26 protein-coding genes and 1 pseudogene are annotated in these 23,520 nt (G+C 36.5%); 14 read left to right on the top strand and 13 right to left on the bottom strand.

All coding sequences use genetic code 11. The features are described from left to right. Positions 1-157: 157 nt before the first annotated feature. Positions 158-430 carry a hypothetical protein gene (locus BMF77_RS26290; protein WP_148766586.1) on the top strand — a complete coding sequence of 91 codons (273 nt, stop codon included), beginning with the start codon at positions 158-160 and terminating at the stop codon, positions 428-430. Between the two features lie 196 nt (positions 431-626). Here BMF77_RS26290 and BMF77_RS29155 read toward each other — a convergent pair whose 3' ends face one another. The 5 genes from BMF77_RS29155 to BMF77_RS27550 form a co-directional block, all read right to left on the bottom strand. Continuing rightward, the gene (locus BMF77_RS29155) at positions 627-1,043 is read right to left on the bottom strand and encodes a hypothetical protein (protein WP_210422262.1); all 417 of its coding nucleotides are present in this window, start codon (positions 1,041-1,043) and stop codon (positions 627-629) included. Then, positions 1,012-1,806 (bottom strand): DNA (cytosine-5-)-methyltransferase, encoded by a 795-nt coding sequence (locus BMF77_RS29150; protein ID WP_148766584.1) that lies wholly within the window; start codon positions 1,804-1,806, stop codon positions 1,012-1,014. Before BMF77_RS29150 ends, BMF77_RS29155 begins: the two co-directional genes overlap by 32 nt. 358 nt (positions 1,807-2,164) lie before the next feature. Further along, positions 2,165-2,647, bottom strand: a complete 483-nt coding sequence (locus tag BMF77_RS26275; RefSeq protein ID WP_148766582.1) for a hypothetical protein — start codon at positions 2,645-2,647, stop codon at positions 2,165-2,167. Next, positions 2,644-3,594: a hypothetical protein gene (locus BMF77_RS27555; RefSeq protein WP_210422261.1), complete on the bottom strand. Its 951-nt coding sequence runs from the start codon at positions 3,592-3,594 to the stop codon at positions 2,644-2,646. Before BMF77_RS27555 ends, BMF77_RS26275 begins: the two co-directional genes overlap by 4 nt. Before the next feature lie 2 nt (positions 3,595-3,596). Next, complete coding sequence (locus BMF77_RS27550) at positions 3,597-3,863, bottom strand: hypothetical protein (protein ID WP_148766580.1); 267 nt, start codon at positions 3,861-3,863, stop codon at positions 3,597-3,599. Between the two features lie 155 nt (positions 3,864-4,018). Between BMF77_RS27550 and BMF77_RS26260 the strand changes: the two genes are divergently transcribed. The 6 genes from BMF77_RS26260 (at position 4,019) to BMF77_RS26230 (ending at position 8,819) form a co-directional block, all read left to right on the top strand. After that, positions 4,019-4,360 (top strand): hypothetical protein, encoded by a 342-nt coding sequence (locus tag BMF77_RS26260; RefSeq protein ID WP_148766578.1) that lies wholly within the window; start codon positions 4,019-4,021, stop codon positions 4,358-4,360. Between the two features lie 209 nt (positions 4,361-4,569). Beyond that, positions 4,570-4,938 (top strand): hypothetical protein, encoded by a 369-nt coding sequence (locus BMF77_RS26255; protein WP_015081654.1) that lies wholly within the window; start codon positions 4,570-4,572, stop codon positions 4,936-4,938. Positions 4,939-5,308: 370 nt separating this feature from the next. Beyond that, positions 5,309-5,626, top strand: a complete 318-nt coding sequence (locus BMF77_RS26250; protein WP_148766576.1) for a hypothetical protein — start codon at positions 5,309-5,311, stop codon at positions 5,624-5,626. Between the two features lie 174 nt (positions 5,627-5,800). Beyond that, positions 5,801-6,052 (top strand): transcriptional regulator, encoded by a 252-nt coding sequence (locus tag BMF77_RS26245; RefSeq protein WP_148766574.1) that lies wholly within the window; start codon positions 5,801-5,803, stop codon positions 6,050-6,052. Positions 6,053-6,188: 136 nt separating this feature from the next. Continuing rightward, on the top strand, positions 6,189-7,877 hold the full coding sequence (locus tag BMF77_RS26240) for an IS1634 family transposase (protein ID WP_148762023.1): 1,689 nt from the start codon (positions 6,189-6,191) through the stop codon (positions 7,875-7,877). Positions 7,878-8,321: 444 nt separating this feature from the next. After that, positions 8,322-8,819, top strand: a complete 498-nt coding sequence (locus BMF77_RS26230; protein ID WP_148766572.1) for a hypothetical protein — start codon at positions 8,322-8,324, stop codon at positions 8,817-8,819. 103 nt (positions 8,820-8,922) lie between these two features. On the opposite strand, the pseudogene BMF77_RS28485 reads toward BMF77_RS26230, so the two are convergent. Continuing rightward, positions 8,923-9,114: pseudogene (locus tag BMF77_RS28485) on the bottom strand (hypothetical protein); the annotation flags it as partial. Positions 9,115-9,222: 108 nt separating this feature from the next. Between BMF77_RS28485 and BMF77_RS26220 the strand changes: the two are divergent. The 3 genes from BMF77_RS26220 (at position 9,223) to BMF77_RS26205 (ending at position 10,934) form a co-directional block, all read left to right on the top strand. Further along, entirely contained in the window at positions 9,223-9,423 is a 201-nt protein-coding gene (locus BMF77_RS26220) for a hypothetical protein (protein WP_148762666.1), read from the top strand. Between the two features lie 257 nt (positions 9,424-9,680). Beyond that, on the top strand, positions 9,681-10,043 hold the full coding sequence (locus tag BMF77_RS26210; protein ID WP_148762668.1) for a CNP1-like family protein: 363 nt from the start codon (positions 9,681-9,683) through the stop codon (positions 10,041-10,043). 669 nt (positions 10,044-10,712) lie between these two features. Then, positions 10,713-10,934: a hypothetical protein gene (locus BMF77_RS26205; RefSeq protein WP_015081647.1), complete on the top strand. Its 222-nt coding sequence runs from the start codon at positions 10,713-10,715 to the stop codon at positions 10,932-10,934. A gap of 196 nt (positions 10,935-11,130) precedes the next feature. Here the strand turns inward: BMF77_RS26205 and BMF77_RS26200 are convergent, their stop codons facing one another. From BMF77_RS26200 to BMF77_RS26190, 3 genes are all read right to left on the bottom strand, one after another. Further along, the gene (locus tag BMF77_RS26200; protein WP_148762670.1) at positions 11,131-11,874 is read right to left on the bottom strand and encodes an endonuclease; all 744 of its coding nucleotides are present in this window, start codon (positions 11,872-11,874) and stop codon (positions 11,131-11,133) included. A gap of 160 nt (positions 11,875-12,034) precedes the next feature. Continuing rightward, on the bottom strand, positions 12,035-13,408 hold the full coding sequence (locus tag BMF77_RS26195; RefSeq protein ID WP_210422260.1) for a hypothetical protein: 1,374 nt from the start codon (positions 13,406-13,408) through the stop codon (positions 12,035-12,037). Positions 13,409-13,449: 41 nt separating this feature from the next. Then, positions 13,450-15,084 carry a hypothetical protein gene (locus tag BMF77_RS26190; RefSeq protein WP_148762672.1) on the bottom strand — a complete coding sequence of 545 codons (1,635 nt, stop codon included), beginning with the start codon at positions 15,082-15,084 and terminating at the stop codon, positions 13,450-13,452. A gap of 86 nt (positions 15,085-15,170) precedes the next feature. Between BMF77_RS26190 and BMF77_RS26185 the strand changes: the two genes are divergently transcribed. From BMF77_RS26185 to BMF77_RS26175, 3 genes are all read left to right on the top strand, one after another. After that, the gene (locus BMF77_RS26185; RefSeq protein WP_148762674.1) at positions 15,171-15,395 is read left to right on the top strand and encodes a hypothetical protein; all 225 of its coding nucleotides are present in this window, start codon (positions 15,171-15,173) and stop codon (positions 15,393-15,395) included. Positions 15,396-15,576: 181 nt separating this feature from the next. Beyond that, a complete protein-coding gene (locus BMF77_RS26180) occupies positions 15,577-15,963 on the top strand; it encodes a hypothetical protein (protein WP_148762677.1) in 387 nt (128 codons plus the stop codon). Between the two features lie 133 nt (positions 15,964-16,096). Beyond that, entirely contained in the window at positions 16,097-16,438 is a 342-nt protein-coding gene (locus BMF77_RS26175) for a hypothetical protein (RefSeq protein ID WP_246863027.1), read from the top strand. A 102-nt stretch (positions 16,439-16,540) separates the two neighbouring features. Here BMF77_RS26175 and BMF77_RS26170 read toward each other — a convergent pair whose 3' ends face one another. Continuing rightward, positions 16,541-17,488, bottom strand: coding sequence for a hypothetical protein (locus tag BMF77_RS26170; protein WP_148766570.1), 948 nt, complete (start codon positions 17,486-17,488; stop codon positions 16,541-16,543). 111 nt (positions 17,489-17,599) lie between these two features. Further along, entirely contained in the window at positions 17,600-18,595 is a 996-nt protein-coding gene (locus BMF77_RS26165) for a hypothetical protein (RefSeq protein WP_148766568.1), read from the bottom strand. Between the two features lie 316 nt (positions 18,596-18,911). On the opposite strand from BMF77_RS26165, the gene BMF77_RS26160 reads away from it, so the two are divergent. Further along, positions 18,912-19,268, top strand: a complete 357-nt coding sequence (locus BMF77_RS26160; RefSeq protein ID WP_081424250.1) for a hypothetical protein — start codon at positions 18,912-18,914, stop codon at positions 19,266-19,268. Positions 19,269-19,329: 61 nt separating this feature from the next. Here the strand turns inward: BMF77_RS26160 and BMF77_RS26155 are convergent, their stop codons facing one another. Together BMF77_RS26155 and BMF77_RS26150 are read right to left on the bottom strand one after the other, a co-directional pair. Beyond that, the gene (locus BMF77_RS26155; RefSeq protein ID WP_148762638.1) at positions 19,330-22,317 is read right to left on the bottom strand and encodes a Tn3 family transposase; all 2,988 of its coding nucleotides are present in this window, start codon (positions 22,315-22,317) and stop codon (positions 19,330-19,332) included. A gap of 261 nt (positions 22,318-22,578) precedes the next feature. Then, a complete protein-coding gene (locus tag BMF77_RS26150) occupies positions 22,579-23,487 on the bottom strand; it encodes a tyrosine-type recombinase/integrase (RefSeq protein WP_148762640.1) in 909 nt (302 codons plus the stop codon). Between the last annotated feature and the right edge of the window lie 33 nt (positions 23,488-23,520).

Below are 23,520 nucleotides of genomic sequence, written 5' to 3'. Positions count from 1 at the left end.
TTAATTCCTGTAAAATTTGCTCTATTTGTTATGGTGTAGCACGACCATAAATAATCTCTATCAATTAAATCCACTTCTTTACATAACTACTTTTAAATTTATTGATATTTTAAATAAAATATAGGATAATTATAGGAGTTATTACCAGGGAATCCCAATGGACAGAGATCATTACGATAAGTTAAGTGGTGAAGAAAAGTTAGCATTTTTGGAAATTGCTACTGAACATTTGACTATAGATGAAAAAGCTAAGTTGGTAAAGAAATTATTTCCTATCAAAGACGATAATAGTTGCTCTGTAACAATGGGAAATTCTCAAGTCCATGCTAATACTGTTTATCAATTTAATCTTAACAGTAAAGATGAAACAGCAAACTTGTTAGAAGCTATCATAGTTAAAATTCGTGATACTAACAATAAAAGTCAATGAGTTTTTGGGGCAAGGATTTTAAAATCCCACCCACCCCCTGATATTTTCTGTTTGGATATCTTACTTTTATCCAAACTTATTTTTTGTTTTAATATACATTCTTTCACACGCATCACAAAGTCAAGGAATCCCAGTTACTAAATTTACTAAGTTCCCGCTGTGGAATTAGCGGATAAAAATTCTTAGAGGAAAATGATTATTTATCAGATTTCCTGTAGTTTTTACTGAGTGCTATAAACTCCCTGATATTTTGTACAGAATTACCGTTGTATATCATGTTGGCAACTTGGGTAACTATTTTCGTGGAAACTCCCAGAGAACGGTTTTTCCACTGGCCATCAATCTTTTCCTCCCAACTATACCCCCAACGCCAATGTAGATAATTATGCTTATCTCGTTCACCTTCAACACGGGGATAACTAACTATTGTTCCATTCTTTAATTTCTTATTTTCTATATATTGATATAAACAACCACAGGCATTAGATTTATCCGTACTTAAACTTTCCTCTAAGAATTTCTCAGTAAGTGAAGTTTCTTGATTTAATTCCTCAGTATCTAAGTTTTCCTCTAAGAATTTCTCAGTAGTTATTGACCCCGGCAATTGTGGCAAGGTATTGAACTCTGTTAACTCCGATGGCGGCAACTCTGGGATCAAGAAGATTTCCTGCTGCCTGTCTTTGTTTTCTAATAGTGCCGTTGCCGGACGGGACTCCGAGGGGTCTAGCCAACTCGGCGGGATATCGTACCACTCGCTGAGGATAACCGGGTTTAGCACTTCGCCTTTGTGCAACAGTCCCAGCTTTTTCAATTGTGTTTCTAGCTTGGTTTGTCCAGGGGGTCGTCCGTTCCCAGTTGAGCTTAATGCACCGGGAGATTCCAACCAAAAGTAATCGTTGTCTAAGAAAGGGGGCTGCAAAGTGTCCTGAACATACACAAAGCCATTCCGCATCATACCCGCTGCTGTCAATGGTTGTGACCACGCCCCTAAAATATGACCCTGTTGGTTGTCCTGGGTAGTCGGGACAGGTGAGTAATCCGGTAACGTTTTCGATACAAAAGAATTTGGGCTGGATTCTGGTAATACTTTCCAGCACTGCGGGGAAACAGTCTCGCTCGTCGGTTGCTCCCAATCGTTTACCGTTGATGGAGAAGGGCTGACAGGGTGCTGAAGCTGTAATAACGTCAATTCCTCTGATGTCTTGAACTGGTAAACCTCGCACGTCTCCGTAGTTGTGGACACCGGGGAATCGTTTACTGAGGATGTCTGTACAGTAGTTATCGTTCTCGCAGATTCCCACAAGTTCCCAACCTGCGCGGAGTCCGGCAATTGCAAAACCTGCACCAACGCCGGAGCATAAATCGAGTTGTCGCATTTTTCCTCTAAGAAAATCAAACTAATTTTGCTAATTTTGTCACCGACATCAAACCACCCCATTGAAAAGCCTAATTCCACTGCTTGATTGACAACTGATATTTCAGTGGTGAGGGCTTGACTGAGTTCTGCTGTGGAAGCTGCTGATCCATCACTTAGGAATAAAGTTATTCCTCCCAACAATTCCCAATGTTCAATGAGTTGGTTTAAATACCAAACAGGACTTAGATACCGTTGTTTGATGTAGTCAGTAACGGGAATGATCCAGTCTTTCCAGATAATCTTGTCACCATCATAGAAACCTTCATGCCAGTTTTGAGGGTAATTCCAAGGTGTAGTTAGTACACTGGTTTTCATAGTTACTCACTCCCCAAATACGCTGTTGAAGCTGCTTCCCAGTCAAAGTTTTCAACTTCTTTTTTGCGCTCTTGTATTTCCCGGTTGTCATTGTCTGTGCGGTCAGGGACTCCGGGCATTGCCATTGTTTTAGTTAAGGCGCGGATATCAACTTGACGTTGTACTGTGTTATGCCAGTTCTGACGCTCGATTAAATCCAACTTTTGACAAACCAGTGAAGAAAATCGCATATCAAAATTTTCACTGCCTATATTAGCTCCAAATTTTTGCTCAAAAGCATGGCAGTTTGGGTTTTGGCAGACTGGCCATTTATCTTCTGAACTGTTGTAGTTAGGTATTATTTTTCGAGCTAAGTTGCGATTTATTACTCCGTAGTCTTGGCAACAAAAACAAGTCCATTTAGGGTAAAAAATCTCTTTTTCATCCTGGGACTGAGGTGCTTGTAAAGGCATCCGTTCAAATTGCGGTAAATCACTAAGATTCATAACTCATTTATCCAAATCAAATTATTAGAGTCAGCCCACTTATAAAAGCTGCGACGTTCTTTTTCTTCTGCTTTGTCTTCAAAGTAGAAAGCTACATACCCCATAGTGCGAATTTTGTTTAACCACTCTTCTCGTTGTGGGTGGTTCTCCCATTTCGTGGCCTGCGTGGTGGAAACTTTACCTTGGGATTTTTCCCACTGCGATCGCAATTCCTCAAAATGCACTTCAATCCATCTTTGGGGCAATGTTGGAGCGTTAGGTAATCTATTGGCTTTATCTAAACCAAATTTTTCAAAATCCTCTCTCTCGCTATCTGATAAGTCTGAGAGAAAGTCTTGGTAAGTTTGATTAGTTTGATTAGTCTGAGGAGCGGTGGAATCCTGATTTGGCAATGGTTCTAACTCTTGATTGGGGCTTAAATTAGCTCCTTCGGGGTTTAAATAATCTTTTTCGGGGCTTAAATTAGCTCCTTCGGGGCTTAAATAATCTTTTTCGGGGCTTAAATTAGCTCCTTCGGGGCTTAAATAAGCCGAACGATTATCCTGACTGGGTTTGGGCTTAGATTTAGAGGGAGATTTTAACCTATCGGCCTCAGCCCTAGCATTAGCGGCGGTGGTATTATGACCCTGAATGACTACGGTGCGGTATTCATAAAGCCCTAGACTACGAAGTTTTCTGAAATCCTTTTCAACAGCTTCTACTGAACTACCTATAGCCACAGCAATTTCTGGGATAGAAGGGAGATCATGATATTTGATTTCACCATCGGTCGTATAATCAGCAAACGGGTCAATAAGCATTAAATAGATCCAAAGACGGCATTGATTACCAGTTAACTTGTTGGTAATTACCAAAGCAGCGTCACGCTTAGAAATCATGAAATAACCTTGCATTCTTGATTCCTCGATTGGTTGTGGATAACGAACAGTGCGAGTTTTGGTAGTCATGGCTAATGCACCCCCAAAGTAATTGAGAGTAAATAACTGGTTATTGCTTCTGGTTGAAAAATTTTGGTGAGTATGGCTATGCCACGCAAGCTATCACTACAGTCAGACTCTAAACGCTTGAAAAGCACTTTTGATAATACTTTCAACGCGGTGGACTGTAGAAAAACACTGGTAAAAAAGTCCAGTAAATCCGGTTTTATTGATGCTGAAGTCCAACAATCTCCTAGTTTGGACTGGAGACAGTGGAAAAATCCCTGGTTATGAGTCATAATTAGGTTAAGAAATTTATTAAATTTGCTTTTTGCCTTAGCCACTGTTTATGGTTAAGGTATTTCTTTACAACTGAATTTAAGTTCCCCCCATTGCCGAAAAATTAGTTTTTGCTATATAACAAGAATATAAACTATAATTCTGCTAAATAACAATGATAGAACCTAAAGAAATATTAATTGAGGCGATAGAACAGGCAATTAGTGAAGGAATGACCAATGCCAAACTTTCTCGCGCGTCCGGTGTAAACAATAGTATGATTTCACGGTTGTTAACTAGAGAAAGAGAAGATATAAGGTCTGGAGATTTCTTTAAGCTGGTTTATTCATTGCCCCAACACATCAAATCAGCAACTTTGGCTAAGTTAGGGATGGTGAACTTTGACTTAGCGGCAATTGCGGCAAGCTCACCTCCAGAGGAAAAAGCTAGAGTGTTGGAAGCGATCGCCCATTCTTTAACAGCGCAAAACAAAGAAAAAGCTAAAGCAGTGGCGTAAACTAAGAAACCTGATCCATTTGTTTAGAAATTGACTGCCCCCCATTGCAAACTAAAGGTAATTAGATTAAAATCGTTGGTGTGTAACTTATGGAAATTTCTAAGTTAGACGCTAGAGCGAAAAGAGTTTGATACTGTTGTGGTACTATTGGCAGTAAATATCTAATTTGCTATAAACTAAATATAATCTTAAAATACCTATAACGCAATATGAATCACAGAGAAATTTTAATTGACGCATTAAACAAAGCGATCGCACGGGGACAAACCGCAGTCAATATATCTAAAATGTCTGGAGTCAGCGGTAGTTCTTTAAGTCGGTTAATGAAGGGTCTTCAAGAAGATTTATATGCTGGCTTTTATTTCAGCATTTTGGATTGCTTAGACGATGATATTCGGAAAGAAGCACTGACAAAACTGGGGATAAAAACCAAAGTCCAGCCAGAAGAAATGGTGAAATATTTGAACGGTCAGGAAATAGCGCAATTGATTCCGTTTTTAGGTAAAGAAGATAGAGCAGATATAATGCAAGCACTGGCATTATCACTGCGCTCATCTGACCAAAAAGTTTGCGCTTAAAACCGAATATAAATACAATTATCCAGTCCTTTGTGGTGGATAGTCCTAAAATTCAATAATTTGTAGTATTCTTGTATTATTTTCCGCATCAAAATACTAGAACCTTAATCTCTATAGACCGTAGATTTCACATCTGCTAAGACTTGTCAAGAACTAAGTGCAAATACTATCAATAATGTTAAGTCTAAGGATTCAATCAAAATATACTATGATAACTAAAGTGCATAATAGTACCAATATTTGCTAATTTAAAACTGTAAACATTGATTAAGCGATAGTGTTGATAGGATATTCCTAGAAGAAAGGGCTAGAATATTCAAGTATCAACAAATCTATACAGGTCAACAACAGAAAAGTAGAGAGTATCAGGGTGACTGAAGATATTTTGAAGCAAATACTTAATCAATGCCATCAATTGGATGACACAGCCGTTAGCAATATCATCAAAAATCTAGTTGATAAACTGGAGCATCAGGAAAAATCTGCCCTGTTGGAACAGCTTGCTTCTGATATGAGTTCAGATATTAAAGCCAAACTAATTAAGGGGTTATTGGGCGACACTGGATTAAAGGTAACGTTTGGACAAGCACAGGTGACTGCTACCAATTTCATTAATATTCAGTCGGCTTCTACAGAACAATTATCAAACATCATGTTAGCCATTGCCGATCTGATCAGAAAGTCTTAGTTTGCTTGTATTATTGTGTTCCCTGTTATGCTCGGTTTAAGTTTAAGTTCATTGACTTTATTGATTAATAAAACGCTGTCTATTGCTTACTTGTATAAGGATTTTATATTTTAATCATAGATTTTTCTATATATGTCATAATGCCAAGTGAACCTTACTTTAAGGTTAGCTTGAATGGCAAAAAGAACCAAGTTTATCAAACTATTGGAACGTAGGGGTTTAACTCAGGAAAAGTTTGTAGAACTTGTACAAGATGCCTGGAGTACCATTTCCGGTCGTCTACTTTCACGACAGGCTGTAAGTGCTTGGGTAAACGGTCACGCAGTTCCTAAATTATCCCCGGCAGAAACTTTGGCAGTTATCGAAATCCTTGAACCCACATTCCGCACCCCAAACTGTCACAGATCAAAAAAGCCCTTAAAGTAGTACATAATAACTAAAGCCAATTCAAAAATTAAGATGCTTAATAAGAATAAGTAGCATTAAAAGGGACGTGGTGTGATAAAGTGAAACTTGGTAACAAAAGAAAAAAATGAATTGATAACCAAATAAGAAATAATTGATGACAACAGAAGTATTAGAGGAAACTGTTGTGAAATTAAAACCTCAAGAAATAGAAATTGAGAACATAGACCATCTAGGGATAGTAGCAGGAATCATAGATTCAATCGGAATAGTAGAAATAATAAATGAATTAATAGGAGTCGAAAAAGACGAAAAAGTAAATGCAGGTCAAGTGGTAAAAGCCATGATAATAAACGGGTTAGGATTTGTCTCCAAACCGTTATATATGTTTCCCCAATATTTTGAAACAATCGCCTGTGAGCATCTAATAGGAACAGGAGTAAAACCAGAATATCTTAACGACGATAAATTGGGGAGAGTCATGGATAAACTGTTTATAAAAGGCTTAGATACAATCTTTTTTATCATAGCCTTAAAAGCTGCTCAAAAATTTGGAGTATCACTATCAACATCACATCTAGACTCATCATCAATGCACGTGCATGGGCAGTATAACACTAGCTTACCATTCGTAATATTTGAGAGTCAAAAAGTAGGAAATAACCAAGAATTAGAAGAATTAGCAGTAAAATCACCAAAAGAAATAACCATCACCTACGGTTATTCCCGTGACCATAGACCAGATTTAAAACAATTCATCATAGAAATGATATGTTCAGGAGATGGAGACATCCCAATATTTTTAAAACTAGCATCGGGAAATCAAGCAGATTCATCATGTTTTGGTCAAATAGCAGTAGAATATCAAAAACAATTAGAAGTTAATAGTCTCATGGTTGCTGACGCTGCTTTATATACAGAATCAAACCTGAAAATGATGTCAGAATTACGTTGGTTATGTCGAGTACCATTAAGCATAAAAGCAGCAAAAACATTAATATCAACATTAGCAGAATCAGAATTTATTGATAGTACAATACCAGGATATAAATTAGCATCAAAAATCCAAAATTATGCAGGGATAGAACAAAGATGGTTAGTAGTGCAAAGTCAAGAAAGAAAAGAATCAGACCTGCATAAGCTCACACAAAAAATTACCAAAGCAGAATCAAAAGCTGTGCAAGATTTGAAAAAGTTATCACAAGAGAGATTTGCATGTGTTGCAGATGCTATCAAGGCATTATCAAAATTATCAAAACAATTCAAATATCATCAAATTCACGAAAGTACGGTGACTCAAGTAAAATCTAATAAAAAAGATACTTCAGGAGAAATATCCTATCAAATATCAGCTACAGTCTCCCAGGATGAAAGTAAAATTAATACAGAATTGCTGAGTGCGGGACGTTTTATTATTGCGACAAATGTTTTAGATTCACAGGAACTAAGCAATGATTCTATGCTAAGTGAATATAAAGCCCAGCAGTCATGTGAGAGGGGGTTTGGTTTTCTCAAAGACCCATTATTTTTTGCCGACAGTATTTTCCTCAAAAGTCCTGAGAGAATAGAGTCTTTGGGAATGATTATGGGTTTATGTCTACTGGTTTATACTTTGGCTCAACGTCATATTAGAAATGCTCTTTTGGAGTCTAAATCAACAATTAAAAATCAATTAGGCAAAGCAACTAATCGTCCTACTTTACGCTGGATTTTTCAATGCTTTCAGTGTATTCATTTGGTTACACTCAATCAGGAGAAACATATTTCTAATTGGAATAAGGACAGAGATTTTATCTTGAGTCTTTTACCAGATGATTGTTTACGTTACTATCAATTAGTCAGCTAATTATCATCTCTATCAATTTAATTTCTCTTGTAAAGATGAGCTAATCTCTTTGATTTATAGCTCCATTTTACTATGTCTATAATTTCGTTTTTTACTTTAATTGATTAGTCTAACTTATAATTGTTTCTTGAATATCTTCTTTCACTTATCTATTGACCTCTCCAGGTGGTGTGCATTCTTATTGCTTCTTATTGAGAATAGATTTTGATGACATTTTTGGTGATTTACTGTTTCTCAAATGCCTTTTTTCACTTTATCTGTTTGTTTTGATGCTCCCTTTGATTTTCATCTCCGTAATTTCCCTCTGTAACATTTTGGGGTGCGGAATGTGGGCTTGAATGCACCCTCACTGAACTTGCACTGGCTTTTCCTCATGAGGATAATTCTTAATCTTGACAATGTAAAGTTAACCTTACATACTTTGTATAGATAGTAAGGTGCGCTATGAAACTACCAACAACATTCCAGGAACTCGACCTCACCGGATTTGATATCGAAACCAAGCAGTACAATAGTATTACTAAACAAATGGTTGATATTGCTTGTGCTGTGTTGAAAAAGAACAAGGTCGGTATTGTTATCCGTAGTGTGCAATCAGCTTTAAAATACATTTACGGCATTGGTGGTAGTTCTGACACGGTTTGCGATTTATTACGTCAGTGGCGGACTGAGAACATGGATCTTAAAAGAAATGAAAAAAGCCTAATCACCGCAATTCTTGAATCTGTTGATGACGGGGTTCTCGATGTGTCCGATATTCCAGGGGATTATTTGACTGCTATGAATCAGTGGGCGAACTGCTTGCAGCAGCGCTTCGCTATCGCTGTTTACAAACTCGCTTACCAAAACGCCGATTCCTCTATTTCCGGTGATAAGGTTAAATATTTGACTACTGAGAATGAATTGTTAAAACAACAACTGTTTCCGGGAGTAAGGTTGTAAACCTGTCTTCACCAAAGCCAAAGGGCTTTTTGGAAATGCCAGATAGACTTTGAATTTGTTAATGAAATAGAGTTTTAAAAACTGGTAGTTAATTGTAATGATTAGTCATCATTGTATCAATGATTTTCAATAGCTTAACGATTTGTTCTTTTGTTAACCCTTGCTCGTAAGGTTCTCGAATTAACTTCCATTTCCATGCTTACCATTCAGTAAGATTACTGGTTGTGGCTTTAGTCTTTAAGTGTGCTATTGTGATGATAGCAAAGGGATTATTACTAGATTCTAGTTCATCCCAACATCTATCTTGCTAAAAACTAACGGAGCAAACTGAGGGTAATTCAAACCATCAGATAAGAAATCATATTTATTTTTGTCCACTTACTGATATATCAGGTGATAGTAAATGAAAGATTCAGAAATTATGTCAAAATTATTAGAGCTTTTAGCTGATTTCGGTGAAGTTGCTTTAGATGTAACTTTGGAAGAAGGATTGTTGAAAGATATACCTGTTCATTGGCATTTGCTGATGAAGACAAAATATATACCTGTGGACAGACTTCCGCGTATATTAGACCTGATGGGCGTAATCCGGCTTGCTATGTAGGGGATAGAATTAGATACGCTCATGAAAAAGCGAGACAAATTGAAGAACAATGTAGGTCTATGGATTCACGCGCCTGTTATGTTGACTTCATGAACAGATTTTAGTCGCGTAAACCTCGATCTTTCACCAGTGCGATCGCCATTGAAGAGTGCGGAAGGGAATAAGAAGTTTTTCATGTGTCCTGCTGTACGCAGTTCATGATGGCTACTTAAATAATAATGTATTAGTTATTAAATCAATTACAAATAGGATTCCTTATGAAATTTAAATTAACCTTGTCTGCCATTGCATTAGCATTATTACCTTGTCTTCCTGCAAAAGCAGATTTCTTTACAGCAGTAGTTACAAACAAAGGTTGGTGGGAAGTTGATACAGACTCTATTGAGCATCTTGACAATGGGACCGCAAGATTTATTAGTAGACAGATTAAAAACTCTCAAATAGGAAATGTTACTGCCAATTTAATAGATTGCTGGAATCCAAGAGTAATGTATCTTGCTTTTTATAATATTGATGCTCAAATGTGGAGAGACAACCCTGACCTAAAATGGTATCCTATTAAAAAGAATGGTCATGGAGAAGGAATTCAAGCATTTGTTTGTTCAACACCTGGGAGATAAGAACGGCTAACGCCTCAGTGATTGTGATGTTAATTTAGGAGTAATCTTAAAAATGTAGAGCCAAGATACATATAATTCCGGCAAGATGGAATTCTATAAGACTTCCTATTCCAAAAAGAAGTGCTGGGGCAATGATTCAAGAGTTTGTCTGTTCTACACCTGGTAATTAACAGGGGCTAACGCCCCGGTTATGGTGAGAGGTAATTAGGAGTAATCTTAAAAATAGAGCCAAGATACATATAATTCCGGCAAGATGGAATTTTATAAAACTAAAGTGATTGGAGCAATGATGATTTGTGAATCCTAGTTAACTAATTCCTGACTTTCATACTTACTTATCACATATACTAGGGCGTTAGTCCTTTGATTGTACCATGAAAAAATTCAAAAGTCAACAGTACCTTAACTGTTTAAGAGGTAGCTTATTAATCATCAAAACAACCCTTTAGTTAAGTATTATCTTGTATCCTTTAACTCCCTCCTTCTTTTGTGAGAGTATTTGCATTTGATTCAGAAGTCCGAGAATATCTGTAAAAACTCTAATCACCAAGGAGACGGATTTCTAAATGCAGCGGCAATTGCCGCTTGAGATATGAGGCAAAAGAAAACACAGAATACACACGAACAACGCTAATTCTCGAATTAGCGTTTTTTTTATCGAAGAAAAATATGAAAAGATACAAAAAAACAAACATTACTCTTGTTGTTGGTATAGCTGGTATTTTTGTCAGCGGATCTGTTGGTGTAGTAGTAGCAAAGCATATTCTTTCTGTAGTTGAATCATCTAACTGCGGAGCATCGGTAAACTTCAAATCTTCTCCATCATCCTTTTTGGAATTTCAAATTAGAAAAGAGCCTTGTAGCAATTCCCCTGAAACAGCAGCTAAATAGGAAATACATTTAAGTAATGGCTGAAAGCTAAGTATCACAATGCTTTCAGCACTTATTTTGATTCCTTAGCGTATATTTTCCAGTTTTGGCACAGTCTAGCCAGATATAAACGAAGAAGACTTTATTAGTTGTGTGAAATCACTGGAAATCATAAAGAAAGAGAATAAATCCCTTCCTTTATGACTTTGTTAATCTACTAAATCTTTCCCCATTTGTGACTAAAGCAACTAACAGGACATTTTCCGATTACTTCAAAAAATTTCTCTGTGTTGTTATTAGTGCTACTAACTCCAGATCCAGTTCCTCGTAAGGGAATAAAAAGTCTGTAAAGATCGCCACTGTGTTTTTGAATTGTTACTTTCATTACTAAAAATTTTGATAATTCAGATCGCAAAAAATCTGTACTTTCTGGATCAAAACCTTGAGTGTTAAAGTAAATTCCTTTATCATGCCAATTTCCATCGTCTACATACCATCTCAAAATTAAATCTTTTGTCAAAACTAAATCTTGTGGAACAATCTTTTTACCGTCTGGATACCATTTATTTCTTAACTCTGTAAATAGATTATTAGATGGACTTCTAAAAGAAACACGATGGTATGATTTATCTGTTCTTTTGTCATAATTATCACCTACTTGTAGCTTACAAGCAGCAAATGACTCTGTGTTATTTATAATCCATTGAGCGTAGTCTTCATGTTTCGTAACAAAGTTGAAAGTAGCATCTCGATTACAGTCTTTTCCTGTTACAAAAATACTTCCATCACCTAGCAAGTGACCTTGAATTAAATCCATTTCCTGTTTAATGCAATTTGTCAAAAGCACATCACTGTGGGGATATCTTTGGCGATGATGACCAAACTTTTTTACAAATTCGCGGTAGCTTTCATTCTTGTAAGAAAATAGACTCTCTTGCTCATATTGCGTTTTTTGTGGCATAATAATTTTGCTCCTATGTTGGACAAACAACTAATGGAGTAGTCGTCTTGACTGAGTGTTGGCTCACTCTTTCAAGGCGCATTTACTATTCTTAGTATACACTATTTTATTAAAATTACAGAATTTTAATATTAAAATAAACTAATTGCAAAATTATTTTTTATCTAAAATTTGATTTTTTGAAAAGTGGACTGTGCTTTACCCTTACAAAACTTGGTACACATATTTCACCCTCTTCAAAGTCCGGGGCGCAAAATACTTTTCTGCCTTTGATTCGTCCATCAGGTAATACCACATGATAATGTGCCAGGGATTCATCTAGTTGTGCCATTGTTGAATAGAATCGGATACCAGCAGCTTTAGCTAAGTTTAACCATACAGCCCTCATGCGTTCTTTGATACGAGTTACCACATAGGGATGTAACAGTAAAAGACCCGCTTTATCGGCTTTAATAATCCGAATCATCGTGTTTTCATATTCAGCTTCAGACTGGAGTTTGTCGCTACCTTCTTCGACTTCTGCCTCGGCTTCGGTTTGGTCTATTCTCAGGATTTCCGCTAGGTCAGTGATGGAATTATAGGCTTGGGATAGGCGATAGCGAAGCGCTGCTGCAAGCAGTTCGCATTTAGCTTCTAATTTACTGATGATATTATCTTTTTGTAGCACTTCAAATGAGAACCACTGGAGTAACATCCATCCTGGTTTAGCCCGGCGTAATTCCCCCTCAAACACCAAACCAAATAATAGTTTACCTTGATGATTACCTAACGCTGGTTTATTACCTTTGAGTGAAGATAAGGGAATCACTAAATCAAATTCAGAGTCATCGAGTTTGGGGTTATAACCAATAGTTCCTTTACCAATCCATTCTACTAAATTATCGTTGTTTCTGAATGCTGCTCTGAATTGTAAGGGTTTATTTTCATCAGGTTCAAGTTCTTCATCTTCTCCAGTATCTGGATTAAATTGTTGTAATGGCAGTCCCAATAATTGCATCAGTGCTTTACTAGCTTTGGCGTGACTATCCCCGGTTTCCCAATGAATATTATTGACTGCATCATCTAAGTCGTTACCATCTGCATCTTTATTTTCATCATCTACTACTACATATTTCATTTGTTTGTATACCAGTTTCTTACAACCAGTATGCAAAATGCTACCGTAAATTATACGTTTCCATTGGTCTTTAGCTGTTTCCCCAAAATACTTTTTACCGATGGTTTTTTCATTAGTGAATGTGAATCTCCCATGATTTCTAGAACCACTGGCTAAATCCAGAAAGAATGCTGCTTGATAACCTTTGGGTTTAAATGCGTTTAATGCTGATGCTTTGGTTTCTGTTGTTTCTATTTCCCCAATACAAAAATCTAATTTTGGATGTAACCCTGCTAATAATATATTTCGTAAGACTACTTTAGGTGCATTTGACCATTTATTTTCAGTGCAATTCCACACTGACCATTCAGTAACGGTGGCGATTGTGCCGACTGAACCATCTTCGATATAGCGGGTATTTGTGAATAATGTAGTCATATTAAAAATCCATGTACTCTAAACTTGATAATCCTGCTTTGTTAAAAATCCATGTATTCTAAACTTGATAATCCTTCTTTAATTGTGATAGCCGCTGCTTCGGGGATAATCACCGGAGTTTCCTGTGATATATCCAAACTTCTGGCAAGTTCTTCATTTTTGAATGTCAAGGCATAAATAAAGTCATAATTCTTATTGGTTTCGGTAATAAATCCCTCTTTCAATGTTTGTATATCCTCCATTTTCTCGTCACCAATTACCCTGGTACAACAGATATCGGGTTCTGTTTGGGATGCCAATAATCCCAGTATCAAGATAAAATCACCGAGTTGATTTCTTTTAGCCATTTTGATAGCAATAATCACCAGGATTGCTGCTGCTAAAATATAAGGAGCGCAAGCTGTTAATAAACCCCATGCCCCGGCAAACATTCCAGTATTATTGAAAACTGCTGGTAATAAATCTTTTACTGTTCTTAGTAATCCCCCAGTAATATAACGAATTGCTTCACCTCCGGGAATATCCAATCGTTTTAAGATTATAGAAATCGTAGTATTTTTTAACGCTTCAACGAAAACTCCCGGTAATTGCACTCCCTTTAAAATAAATGTTGTCAGAATACTTTCGGTAATCTTTTTCAATACTTCAATGGCGTTGATTGTTGTCGGTATATCCACAGGAACAATTGCACCATAAGCACTAGAAATATTTCCAAATTGTGATTTAATTGTGTCTTCTTTATAATTATTTTCTTCTTTATTAGATAACAATTTCCCCACTTTTCTGCATAGTTTTTTGATACCGTTAATTGCAGGATTAACAATCTTGCTTTTCAGAAACTTCAACAGTCCTGATTTATCCTTGTGTTCTTGTCTCGCTTCTGCCCGTGCTGTCTTGGATTCATCTTTACCTAAAACCAATTCTTTGATTTTTTGTAAAGCATCCGCAAGTTCTTCTTTGACTTTATCTAGGAGTCCTTGAAATATATTGACAATTTTGAGGTTGTCCTGGGGGAAATCAGCGATAGCGAAGCGCTCCGTAGGAATCGCCGATGGAAATTCCTGCTCTGTTTTCTCCCTAATTGCCACAAAGTGATTCCTTACTTCCTGTGGTACAGGGTCTTCTTGTTCATCAAATTGGGATAATAAACTATCATAAGCATTGAGCATTAATGTTTTTAAATCTTCAATTTGTTGAGAAAACCAATCTTTATTTACTTGTTCTACAGATTTAATTCTGTCATAAACTGAATCATCGTTATCATAACCACTACTATTAATATGCTTCCAATTAATCAATATATTATTAACTTCTACGGACGCTTTATAAGTTTCGATATTCGCTGGGCGTTGTCCAATTGCATCAAGTTTTTGTTGTCCAACCGCACTTGGATTACCGTGTACTTTAGAATTAAAAACTTTGTTTACACCATAACAAGATTGTAGGATTTCCGCAGAAGCATAGCCAACTTCATCGTCTAATTCTGATTTAGAAAAGTAATTAATAATCGCTTTTAGTGAAGGTAAATTATCTTGCGAGTAAACTACTGGTTGAATTGAATCAAACCAATCCTCTTTATTTGACAAAGCTTGCACAACTTCTGTGGGGACTCTTAACCCACCCTTGTTCACCCAAATTCCATCGGTTATTTGACTTAAAACTTCTTCTGGTGTCATGGTCTATCAATTTAATTTAGTAAATAAAAATATGTTAAGGATGCTAATGCTATCGCTTTGGGGTTGTGTTGTTGTTAGTTAATATCATGACCACTGCATTCGTTAAACGTACAGGAATCAACCCTTTAAAATCAATTGAACTCACTGTTGAGCAATTAAATATACTATTGAATGAACCCCGAATTACTGGAGTTGTTGATATTTCAGGTTCAGGTAAGTTAATTGTCAACTGTGAAGACGGTTTGGCTAGGATGATTGGGTTTTCTGATAATGAAATAATTTGGTTTGATAGTTATTCAGATCAGGATTAGTAGAAAAAAGGGAATAGGCATGAGTCAATCTATTCCCAGCACTTCATCATCTATTAACTGAAATCTAGCCATTGTTTGATTTTAACACAAGCACTAATAAAATCAAGCTTTATATAGTGAAATGAAGATTACAAAAATCATTGATGCTATCGCTTTTTAATGTTGGTATTTTTGAGATTTAATGATGAATAAAATCAATTTTGCGGGTATTGAAGGTAAGGTTTTACAAGTTAGTCCACATGGGAATTATCAGGTGGTGGAACTGAGCGATAGCGAAGCGCTCCGTAGGAATCGCATAACCATTGTCGGCACTTATTCAAACAAGTTTCATTGGCCAGAATCCACCGATGAAAGTTCTGGATTCACTAGCTTTATCACTTACATTGGTTTGAAACAACAAGAGTTCCCCAGATTTAGAGATTGGGTAATTGTCAATAATGGCTATTTCGAGGGAGACGACGGCACACCCCGACAATCCAAACGAGTCCGCAGATTTCCACTGGAGATTAAGGTGAGGGGGTTACTCGCTGAATCTGTTGTTGAGTTGATTCATGGGGAAATTGGATAATGTTTGAAAATGCAGGTGACAGTTACCAATTAAGGTAATTGAGGATTGAAACCAGCAATAACAAATAGCAAATAGCGTTATTGATTATCGGTAATGCTATTGCTTAATGTTCAATAATATAGGGGATTGTATCATGATTGGACAATTATTCACCACTGGAATTGGTATTTATCAAATGTATCCCGGTGATGATAACAAATGGATTGCCCAAGTTGATTTTGAGGATGAAAGTCATGCCCAATTAGGTGGTGTAAAGGGGACTTTAGCAACTAAATATGGTGATAATTTATTGGAGTCTGTGAAAACAGTTAAACAGGATGCCCAGAATTTGGGAATTAGAATGTTGACATTACCTGATACTAAATTCAAACTCTATGTTAAACGATTGTTTGTTGATAAAACTGAGGTATGGAAACAAATTGAAGGGGTAGCCCAAGAACTCGATTTAGAAGTTGTGTCTTGTTTACCTGAATAAGTGTTTGATTTGCTGGTTAAATCTAGTGGTTTTTTCTTGGCAGATAATTTTATGAATATCCCTGATTTCTTGATAATATCATAAATCAGGGATATAACAGTATTATTTTTGCTGTGATTCTGCATCAATTAATGTTTGAAATTCCTCCAAAGAATTAACATTAATACTTGGTAAAAGTAAATTTTCCAGGATGGACATATTATCAATTTGCTTGATATTATAGATTATCTTTTCTGGAAGATTATCAAATCTAGTAGAGAGGATTTTGATAATGTCATCTTGACGAGTTATTTTAGCTCCTTTTTCTTGGGCATTTTCTTCAATAGTGCTGAGGAATGGCATATTTAACTCCTTTTCGTAATCATTTAATTTGGTTTGAAATTCTGTTTGTAATGGTGGTGGCAAAGTCATCATTCTATCAATAAACTTCACTAAATTAATAATATCAACTTTAGTTAAGCCTTTTTGATACAATGGTCTGACTAAGTTCCATTTCCATTGTTCTCTTTGCGTTAAGTCCTTAGTAGTGACTTTGGTTTTCAGATGTGCCATTACTATTATAGCAAACAGATTGTTACTTGCAGCTAGTTCTTCCCATTGATAGTCTAGCAGTTTCACCATACTAAATTTCATGCTTACTTCACTATCGCCTATCCCATATTCATAACTATTCGGCCGCCATTTTGCATCTTCATCTCCTAAGATAGCTAAACTAATCACTGGTTTATTAAATAAATCAAAGGAACGATAATTGTAGATAAACATTCTTTGTGGAAATTCTTTATCATACTGACTTTGGACTTCTATATGAATCAAAATCCAAATTACTTCATTATTTAATAACCAGACTTGAAACAATTTATCAGCATAGCGTTTTTTAGTTTGACTAGATGCGGTAATTTGTTCTAGTTCCTTATCTAAAGATATAGGAGTTTTACTCCAGTCAATTTGTTCGTATATTTTTGGATAAAAGAATTGTAGAAATGATTCAAAATATTGTCCTATAGCTTCTTTCCATGTTTGATCATAATTTGCTGTAATATTGGTCATGATTACTATTTATCTCTCTGGTTTATTATTTATGTACCAGATCCCCGACTGCTTTTTTCCATTTTCTCAATAAATGATGAATTTAGTTAATAATTCGGGAATCTGATATGATTAATTTTTATGTAAAGCCGAGTCAATTAACTGCTGAAATTCCTCCAAAGAATTAACATTAATACTGGGTAAAAGTAAATTTTCCAGGATGGACATATCATCAATTTGCTTGATAGCATAGATCATCTTTTCTGGAAGATTATCAAATCTATTGGTGAGGATTTTGATAATGTTTTCTTGGCAAGTTTTTCTAGCCCCAATTTCTTTACCGATTTCCTTGCCAATTTCCTTGCCAATTTCCTTACCTTTTTCTTGGGCATTTTCTTCAATAGTGCTGAGGAATGGCATATTTAACTCCTTTTCGTAATCATCTAATTTGGTTTGAAATTCCGTTTGTAATGGTGGTGGTAAAGTCATCATTTTATCAATGCACTTAACTAGATTAATAATGTCAAACTTAGTTAAGCCTTTTTGATATAATGGTCTAACCAAACTCCACTTCCATTGTTCTCTTGCAGTTAAGTCCCTAGTAGTAGCTTTGGTTTTTAGATGTGCCATTACTATTATAGCAAATAAATTATTACTTGCTTCTAGGTCTGACCATTGATAGTCTAATAGTTTGACAATACTAAATTCCATTTTAACTCTACTATTACCTAAACCGTATTCATAACTATTTGGTCGCCAACTTTTGTTTTCATCTCCTAATATTGCTAAACTTATTACTGGTTGATTAAATAAATCATAAGAACGATAATTATAGATAAACATTCTTTGTGGAAATTTTTTATCATGCTGACTTTGGACTTCTATATGTATTAAAATCCAAATTACTTCATTATTTAATAACCACACTTGAAATAATTTATCAGCATAGCGTTTTTTTGTTTGACTAGATGCAGTAATTTGTTCTAGTTCCTTATCTAAGGAAATAGGAGGGTTACTCCAGTCAATTTCTTGATGAATGTCTGGATAGAAGAATTGTAAGAATAATTCCAAATATTCCCCTATAGCTTCTTTCCATGTTTGATCATAGTTCGCTGTTGTTTCCGTCATATCTGCCCCCGGTTTTTGGGATTAATCATAAATCCCCAACTTCTTTATAATAGCATTAATTTTGTTGTCAATAGTATGATATTGTCTGAGATTTATATACTACAAAATTTAGTATAATTAATAATGCCCCTGGCGATCGCTCATTCACTTGAGAACCCCGAAGCATTATCAATATTATCAGCATTGTAAACATAGGTAATCAGCCCCCTATTGACATTGATAGCGCAGCGTGGCATAAGCCATAGTCTTGAGTTACCCGGAAGTTATCGGTAGGGGCGCTATCGCGCAGAGGGGGCGTTGTTTTCGAGGTTTCGTTATGGCTATCAACATTCTTTCCAAAGCTGACAAGAAACTTTCTCAACTCAAAGATGGAATTCGAGTTTTGGCTTGGGAGCAGTACAAGATTGATAATCGTGTTAAAGGTGAGGAAGGTTATAAAATCTTTGAAGCAGAATGGTTAACTCATGAGATTCATAAGATGAACCAAGCCAAGTTTGACAAGTTCATTGCAGATTTAGGTTATACCGTAGATGATTTGCTTGGTGAAAGAACCAGATATTATCAGAAACGTAATCGAGCTACTGGTATTGGTAATGAACCAGCTAGTTTTAATAACGAACCTGCCAGTGTTGATTATGTTGAAGGTAATCAACCAGATAACATTCCATACTAATTGGTATTGAGCCGAGATACGTGTAAAAACCTGCAAGATGGTCTGGAAACGCTTGCTGTGTCTACATTTCAAAGATTTCTGGAGGAAGATTAATCGCCGACTCCAAAGGTTGAGGAATATTATGTAAATTCACCACATAATCACCGTATCTTTTGATATGTCTTGTAATATAAGGACTCAAAGCAGCAAGGTATCGCATAGGAATCACCTCACCCTGTGACATCAACTTTTGAATCGCCAACGACATATCCACCGTATTTTGCAAAATCACCGCACTGGCCACCAAATCCAAATACTTTAACCGCTTTTCCTGCTCAATCGGATCATTCTCAGTAATCATCCCTTGCTTACCAAAAAATACCCAATCCAGAAAACCATTATACATCTCCACAACATTTGTTACCGCCGTAATTTCCCGTCTCAAAGTAACATTAGAAATATAATCCAGCAGAAACATAGTCCGCACCACCTTACCTAACTCTTGAAAAGCTTGATAAAGACGATTTTTGCGACTGTAGCTCCCCAACTTACGTAACAACGTCGAAGGCATCACCTTCCCAGCCTTAATTGACAGCACCACCCGCATCATGTCAGACCAATGAGTCTGAATTAAACTCCAATTCACCACACCCTTAAACAGTGGCTCAATATGCTGATAGCTCACATCCGTACCAGGACGCACAAAACTAAGATCCTGCCAATTACGGATACGTGGCATCAACTTAATACCCAGAAGATAGGAAATAGCAAACACAGGTCCAGACTGACCTTGAGTATCTGCGTGCAACGTATCCGGCTGAATATCCGAAAGATTTTTCAACAACCCATCCAAAATATAAACCGCTTCCCAAACCCCACAAGTGATGAAGTGAGTAAACAAAGCAATGTATTTATCCGAGACATGATGATAGGCAATACCACCATAACCACCGTAACGAATATGATACTCACTGTGTAAATTATTCTCGTATATCTCAAACTTACTGCCATCCGCTGCCACCTTTTTCCCTGTCCCCCAACAAGAAGGTAAAGTAAACCGATTATAAGCATTAATAACATCCCGAATTGCCGCTTCAATCTTGGCAGCACTAACATGACGACGGTTAGTATAAGAAATTTCATGGGCAGTCACCATACCCCCCGAATGACGAGCCATTTGATTAGGTCCAAGATTGCAACCGTAACCAAAAGTAGTAAAAATATAACGTTCCCCTGGGTCAGATATTTTGGCTTCACTTCCCGACATCAAACCAAAATGTCTAGTCCAATTTAACCAATGCTCAACATTGCACAATATATCTAAAATACTCCGTTCCGGCATCAGCGCCCGGATTTTCGACTCCAATAAATCCACCTCTGGGGGTTGAGTAAATGATGGTGGTTTCTTTAATACAGGGTCGCCCTCCTTATTAATTGTAAATTGTTTATCAACAGCACAAATATTATCTACTTTCTCAGCAACTTGTGTTAAACATAAGCGTAAATGTTCGACAAAATCCGTTGGATTAGCCGGAAAACCAATTAAGTTACAGTAATCTTTTATTAATGGTTCACACTCAACAGGACTTAATAATTGTTCGCGGAAATCCGCGTAGCTTTCCGACCCCACAACACAGGCATCTCCCGTTTTAAATTCAGTCGCCAAATTGTAAAAGATGCAAATTTCTAATTGCTGACGTACCAAAACCTCGGTGTCATCAATTTCGGCGACGACTAGCGCCCGCCAGTTATTACTAATAAAATCCAAATTGATATCAAAAGGCAAATATTTAGAACGTTTGTGTTCATGATCTAACACAAATTGCAAAGCTGCAATCACTGATTCATCCGCAGAAGTAGAGAGAATATCTAGAGAACGCACTAAACTAAACAGTGCTTTGCGGTTGGCAGCATAAAACCGCCACATTAATGGTAAATAGTTATTGGTATTGTACGCCGCAATTTCATCTAATTTTTGTATCAGCAATTCTGCCCCACCATGTTCATCCAAAATTGACTGCACCTGTTCTCCAAATACAGCATTATCCTTGGTTTCCTTGGCTTGTTTGGATGCTTGTAATACTTGTCCCAATGTTGCTAACAACTCTGATGTTTCTGTCAGATGTTTATCCCGGAGTTCCTGCAATCGCAGTTTGGCATTATTTTGAATCTTCAAAATACGTTTAATAAACATCTCAACCAGATAATCACGAGTTTTTACCTGTGCTTCGTACAATAGACATAATAGCAATGTCCGCCGTTTGGGTAAATTAATATCTTGAAATTCTGTGATATCTAAAGTTCTAGCATAAGCAGCAAAATGTCTAACTTTGGTAGGAGTAATATTTTGTAGTAATCGCTTGGCATCTCCAAAAGTCATGAGCATATCAAACTTGTTTTGCAGGAGTTTCATCCCATTTAGTTTGGCACTTTTAGGTGGCGATTTTAATAAATTCAGGGTGGCATTTTCATTATCCTCCTCCTTGTCTATCACCACGAGCAATTGGTCTAAATAAATTTGTTCGGTAGTTGAAAGTCCTTGAGAACAAAGTGTAAATAACCGATTATTGACCATTGACCGAATGTGGCGAATTAATCGGTCAAGGGTGCTAAATGCTGGTAATTCGTATCGTTCTTTCACTAATTCCTCAATTGCCACATTGATTAAATCAGCAGGGTGGTCTTTAATTTGGGCTGCTTCTGCAACTAATGTGGCTATTAATCTTTGACCTGTTTTATCATATTGTTTGACTCCTAAATACTCCCGAATAATATTTTTATAGGTATGACGTTGGCGTTCGGAGGGTATTGCTTTTACTGAGTCTTGTAACTTTAAACACGACCGTAAATGTTTAATTACCGCAATTGGGATCTGTTCAGGATGAGGGAAATATCCTAGACGTTGAAAGGATTTCAACATCACCATTAACCGTAGCAATCCTTCATGGTTCTTGGTTTTAGACTTGACAAACTTGATTTCTGTAGGTGTTGGAGTGTAAAGTTCTGCCAGTTCTTTGGGGTCAGGAAATTGTTTAAATTTGGGATAAGCGGTACGGTCAATTGATGTCATTCAAGTAATATTTAAAACATATAATAATCTAGTGGAAATTTTGAAAATATACTGTTTCAACAAGGCTTTAATCTGAAAACCCGTTTATAAATCAAATACGAGTCTTATATAATACTAAGATTACTCAAAATGGTTTTATCCCTCACTCCCCTACCAAAGAGTATTTTATATTCTTTTGGGTAGAAATTGACAATGCCGATAAAAATGTTGTTTTTTCGCTCAAAAAGTTGTCAATAATTATGAATGTTATGGTGACTCAGTTCAGCTTTGTAGTTCTGGATTAATCAGCATATTTAAGGCGTGACGGGCGGCTGATTCGGCTTTTTGGGAGGTAACTTTCTGGTAGCGTAATGTGGTTTGAATGCTTTCATGTCCCATGAGTGAACGTAATTCTTCTATGCTGATTAATCCTACTCGTTCTGTAGCATAAGTATGGCGTAAATCATGAATGCGTACCCCGGTTAATTCGGGATTGGTATTGGTAATTTCTCGCCAATAATCATGCAATGTATGATAGCTAATTCTACTGACTTTGAGGGTAACTGGATGTTGTGCTGTAAACAATGCGTTGATATTTTTATGTCGTGTGTGTTGGAAATATTTATTTAGTGATTGGGCGGCATCATTGCTATAAAAGCACCACCTTTGTTTGTTGCCTTTTCCCAATACCTGAAATTTCTGATTTTTGATATCTAGGTCTGATAAATTCAGTGCTAAAAGCTCTCCTATTCTACATCCTGTGCGATGCAATAGATGAATTATTGCTGATAGTCGCAAGTCATCTTTGGTTGCTGTATAGAGGATATTTAGCTGGTCTGGTGTTAGATATCTTATGAGAGTATCGCTTTTATGTTCGCCTTTTTCTCGTTGTGGGGGACGCTGTTTTAATCCCTGAATTGGGTTGATTTTTATATACTCTTGTTGGACGGCGAAGTTAAATAGACTTTGCAGTATTGCTTGATGCTTATGGTGGGTTGTGTATTTTAAATGTGAGAGGCTATCTAGATACTCTATTAATGTTTGCTTACTGATTATTTCGATTAGCCAACTTCCATATTCTGCTAGGAAGTTTAAGAGGGTTAGTTCGTAGGTTTTAATGGTACTGGGTGCTAGTCCAGTCCGTTCTAAAAATTTGACGGCAACGGTGGCTAATGTGACAGCTTGCTTCACGGAAATTTGTGTGTTTTTAGCAAGGTTATTTAT

It is taken from the genome of Dolichospermum sp. UHCC 0315A (assembly GCF_008121535.1).
Taxonomy (GTDB): Bacteria; Cyanobacteriota; Cyanobacteriia; order Cyanobacteriales; family Nostocaceae; genus Dolichospermum; species Dolichospermum lemmermannii.
Note: the sequence above shows the minus strand (reverse complement) of the source record. Positions and strands in the feature narration are given on the sequence as shown.